Origin of the sequence: Kitasatospora sp. NPDC056800 (assembly GCF_042789775.1) — a bacterium.
Lineage (GTDB): Bacteria > Actinomycetota > Actinomycetes > Streptomycetales > Streptomycetaceae > Kitasatospora.
Genome location: NZ_JBHUAL010000342.1, coordinates 1 through 5,266, shown reverse-complemented (window position 1 = coordinate 5,266; position 5,266 = coordinate 1). Strand labels below are relative to the sequence as shown.

1 protein-coding gene is annotated in these 5,266 nt (G+C 70.2%); it reads right to left on the bottom strand.

The window, feature by feature from the left end:
• Positions 1-5,161, bottom strand: a 5,161-nt coding sequence (locus ACFRQN_RS39760; RefSeq protein ID WP_380745511.1) for an amino acid adenylation domain-containing protein, incomplete at its 3' end; no start/stop codon positions are given.
• Positions 5,162-5,266: the final 105 nt, after the last annotated feature.

Genomic DNA, 5,266 nt, shown 5'->3' with positions numbered 1-5,266 from the left:
AGTCGAACACCTCCCAGCCGGACACCGGAACCTCCGGATCCCCGACCGCCACCCCGAGCAAGCGCACCAACCGCTCCGCCACCAGACCCGCGGTCCCCTGGTCGAACAGATCGGTCGCGTACTGCAGGACCACCGTGATACCGGCAGGCGCATTGGCGGCGTCACGGTTCTCGACGCACGTCAGGTTGAGGTCGAACTTGGCGGGCGGCGTCCCGAACGACTCCGTACTCACCACGACATCCGGGAGCTGGAGGCTACCCTCCTCGTTGTTCTGCAGGACCAGCATCACCTGGAACAGCGGGTGCCGGCCCAGCGAACGCACCGGGTTCAACTCCTCCACCAGGCGCTCGAACGGCAGGTCCTGGTGCGTGAACGCCGCCAAGTCCGCATCCCGGACCCGCCCCAGCAACTCACCGAAGGTCGGCTCACCCGACACATCCGTCCGCAGGACCAGGGTGTTCACGAAGAACCCGACCAGGTCGTCCAGGGCCTCGTCCGAACGCCCGGCCACCACCGTGCCGATCGGGAGGTCCGTCCCCGCACCCATCCGCGACAGCAGAGCCGCCAAGCCCGCGTGCAGCACCATGAACAGCGTCACACCATGCCGACGCGCCAACGCGTCCAACTCCGCGTGCAGCTCGGGGCCGACATGGAACTCCAACAGCTCGCCCTCGTGCGACGCGGAAGCGGGTCGGGGCCGGTCGAAGGGCAGGGCCACCTCCTGCGGCGCATCCCTCAACGCCTCGGTCCAGTAGGCGAGTTGCTGGTCGAGAGCCTCCCCGAGCTGGTTGTGCTGCCAGAGGGTGTAGTCCGCGTACTGGACGGCCAGCGGCTCCCACTCCGGGGCGGCTCCGGCCAGCCGGGCCCGGTAGGCCGACGTGACCCCCTGCCAGAGCGGACCGGAGGACCAGCCGTCGCTGGCGATGTGGTGCAGGGTCAGCACCAGGACCGACTCGTCCTCGCCAAGCGCGAACAGCACGACCCGCAAGGGAAGTTCGACGGAGAGGTCGAAGACGGCGAAGGCCTCGGCCTCGATTCGCCCCGCCACCTCCGAAGCCGCGCACGGCTCGACCCTGAACGGCACCTCGACCTCACCGGCCGGCAGCACCAGCTGACGCGGCTGGCCGTCGACCGCCGGGTAGACCGTCCGCAGCGCCTCGTGCCGGCCGACCACGTCGCCGATCGCCGCACGGAGCGCCTCCACGTCCACCGAGCCGTGCAGGCGGAACGCGAACGGGCTGTTGTACGTCGCGGAAGCGCCTTCGAGCTGGTCCAGGAACCACAGCCGCTGCTGGGCGAACGACAGCGGCAGCACCTCCGGACGCTCACCCGCCACCAGCGCCGGACGCGCCGGGCGGCCGTCCTTGAGCTTCTCGGCGACGCCGACGACCGTGGAGGCGTCGAACAGGTCGCGGATCCCGAGTTCGGCGCCGAAGGTGCTGCGGATGCGGCTGATCAGCCGGGCCGCGAGGAGCGAGTGCCCGCCCAGCGCGAAGAAGTCGTCGTCGATCCCCACCGACGGCAGGCCCAGCACCTCCGCGAACACCACGCACAGGATCTCCTCCTGCGCGGAACGCGGCGCCCGACCGCTCGGCTCGACAGCGGCGGCGGCAGGCGCGGGCAGCGCGCGCTGGTCCAGCTTGCCGTTCGGGGTGATCGGCAGCGCCTCCAGCACCACCACCGCCGACGGCACCATGTGCCGCGGCAGCCGCCCCACGGCGAAACGCCGCAGCTCGTCGGGATCGACCTCCCGGCCCGCGACCGGAACGACGTAGCCAACCAGGCGCTTGTCGCCCGGTCGGTCCTCGCGTGCCACGACCGCGGCCTGCGCCACCGCCTCGTGCGCCAGCAGGACCGCCGCGACCTCGCCCGGCTCGACCCGGAAGCCCCGGATCTTCACCTGGTCGTCCGCACGCCCCACATACTCCAGCACCCCGTCCGCACGCCAACGACCCAAGTCGCCCGTCCGATACATCCGTTCACCCGCCACACCCAGCGGATTCGCCACGAACCGCTCCGCCGTCAGACCCGCCCGACCCACATACCCGTGCGCCAGACCGGCCCCCGCCGCATACACCTCACCCACCACACCCGCCGGCACCGGACGCAACCACTCGTCCAACACGAACACCCGCTTGTTGCCCACCGGACGCCCGATCGGCAACGACGAACCCGCCAAGTCCGCATCGGTCACCGCGTGGCACGTCGTGAAGCCCATGCTCTCCGCCGGCCCGTACCCGTTGCCCACCCGCAACCCCGGAAACAGACCCAGCACCTTCGCCACATGCGCCACCGAACCGGCCTCACCACCCGTGAACGCCGTCCGAACCCCCGCAAACGCCCCCGGATGCTCATCCACCAGGAAATTGAACAGACTCGCCGACAACTGGAGCATCGTCACACCATGCTCCACCACCAACTTCTCGATCACCGCCGGCTGCGGATTCTGCCCCGGCTGCAACACACACACCGCACCATGCAACAACGCACCGAACAACTCCAGCGCGAACCCGTCCCACGACACCGGCGAGCACTGCAGAAACACCTCACCCGGACCGAACCCGCAATACTCCTGCCCCAGATACGTCCCCACCAACGCCCGATGCGGCGCCACCACACCCTTCGGCCGACCCGTCGAACCCGACGTGAACATCACACACGCCACATCCTCCGGACCCACCACCACCGACGGCACCACCCCGCCCGCTGCCGGCTCCCACTCCTCATCCACCCACACCACACACTCCGCGAACCCCTCCACCGACCCGCGCAGCCCCGTACTCGACACCACCAGACCCACACCCGCCTCGGCCACCACCAACGCCGACCGCTCCCGCGGGAACTCCGGATCCAACAGCGTGTAACCACCACCCGCCTTCAACACACCCAACAACGCCACCACAAGATCCGCACCACGCCCCAGGCAGACCCCCACCAACCCGCCCCGCACCAGACCGGACTCCACCAACCGCGCGGCCATCCGATCCGACAGAACATCCAACTCCCCGTACGACAACCGGCGATCACCATCCACCACCGCCACCGCACCCGGGGCCCGCACCACCTGCTCCCCGAACAGCCCCGACACCGTCCCCGCCGGCACCGGACCCCCACCACCACCCCACCCCGACACGACCAACTCACGCTCGCCACCCACCAACACCTCAACCGACCCGACCAACTGCTCCGGATCCGCGACCATGGCGGTCAACAGCGAACCGAGACGGCGGCCCAGCACCTCCACTGTGCCGTGGTCGAAGAGGTCCGCGGCGTACTGCAGCTCCACCTGGATCCCACCGGGCGTGCCATCGGCAGCCCAGGCCTCGGTGAAGGCGAAGTTGAGGTCGAACCGGGCCGGCGCCGTGTCGAAGGTCTCCGATTCCAGGGTGATGCCCGGGAGTTGGAGGCTGACCGCGCTGTTGTTCTGCAGGACCAGCATCACCTGGAACAACGGGTGCACCGAGGCGGAGCGGACGGGGTTCAGCTCCTCCACCAGGCGCTCGAACGGCAGGTCCTGGTGGGTGAACGCCGCCAGATCCGTATCCCGGACCCGACCCAACAACTCACCGAAGGTCGGCGCACCCGACACATCCGTCCGCAGCACCAGCGTGTTCACGAAGAACCCGACCAGCTTGTCCAACGCCTCGTCCGAACGCCCCGCCACCACCGTACCGATGGGGATGTCCGTCCCCGCGCCCAGGCGCGACAACAGAGCCGCCAGGCCCGCGTGCAGGACCATGAACAGCGTCACGCCGTGCCGACGCGCCAACCCCTCCAACTCCGTGTGCAGCTCCGCGTCCAGCCCGAACTCCACCAGACCACCCGCACGCGAAGCCACCCCCGACCGCGGCCGATCCAACGGCAGCGCCACCTCCTGCGGCGCATCCCGCAACACCCCCGACCAGTAGGCAAGTTGCTGATCCAGGACCCCACCCAACAAACCCTGCTGCCACAACGTGTAATCCGCGTACTGCACCGGCAACGGCGACCACTCCGGAGCAACCCCGGCCAGGCGCGCGCGGTAGGCCGACGCCACGCCCTCCCACAGCGGCTCCATCGACCAACCGTCACTCGCGATGTGGTGCAAGGTCACCACCAGCACCGACTCGCCCTCGGCGACCGTGAACAACACCACCCGTACGGGCAGATCGGTGGACAGGTCGAACGGGGTGAACGCGGCCCCGCGCACTGCCTCGTCGAGCGCGTCGCTCCCGCACTCCATGACCGTGAAGGGCACCTGGACGTCCTGGGCGGGCAGCACCAGCTGGCGGGGCTGGCCGTCGACCGCGGGATAGACCGTCCGCAGGGCCTCGTGCCGGCCGACCACGTCGCCGATCGCCGCGCGGAGCGCCTCGACGTCCACCGAGCCGTGGAGACGGAACGCGAACGGGCTGTTGTAGGTGGCGGAAGCGCCCTCCAGCTGGTCGAGGAACCACAGCCGCTGCTGCGCGAACGACAGCGGCAGCACCTCCGGACGCTCACCCGCCACCAACGCCGGACGCGCCGGGCGGCCGTCCTTGAGCTTCTCGGCGACGCCGACGACCGTGGAGGCGTCGAACAGGTCGCGGATCCCGAGTTCGGCGCCGAAGGTGCTGCGGATGCGGCTGATCAGCCGGGCCGCGAGGAGCGAGTGCCCGCCCAGCGCGAAGAAGTCGTCGTCGATCCCCACCGACGGCAGGCCCAGCAGCTCCGCGAAGATGCCGCAGAGCAGTTCCTCCTGCACCGAGCGCGGTGCGCGTCCGCCCGGCTCGACGGCGGCGGCGGCAGGCGCGGGCAACGCGCGCTGGTCCAGCTTGCCGTTCGGCGTGATCGGCAAGGCCTCCAGCACCACCACCGCCGACGGCACCATGTGACGCGGCAGCCGCTTGACCAGGAAGTGACGCAGTTCCGCCGCGTCCACGTTCCGACCGTTCGCCGGGACGACGTAGCCGACCAGGCGCTTGTCGCCCGGCCGGTCTTCCCGTGCCACGACCGCGGCCTGCGCCACCGCCTCGTGCGCCAGCAGCACCGCCGCGACCTCGCCCGGCTCGACCCGGAATCCCCGGATCTTCACCTGGTCGTCCGCGCGCCCCACGTACTCCAGCACCCCGTCCGCACGCCAACGACCCAAGTCGCCCGTGCGGTACATCCGTTCACCCGCCGCACCCAGCGGATTCGCCACAAACCGCTCAGCCGTCAGACCCGCCCGACCCACATACCCGTGCGCCAGACCGGCCCCCGCCGCATACACCTCACCCACCACACCCGCCGGCACCGGACGCAACCA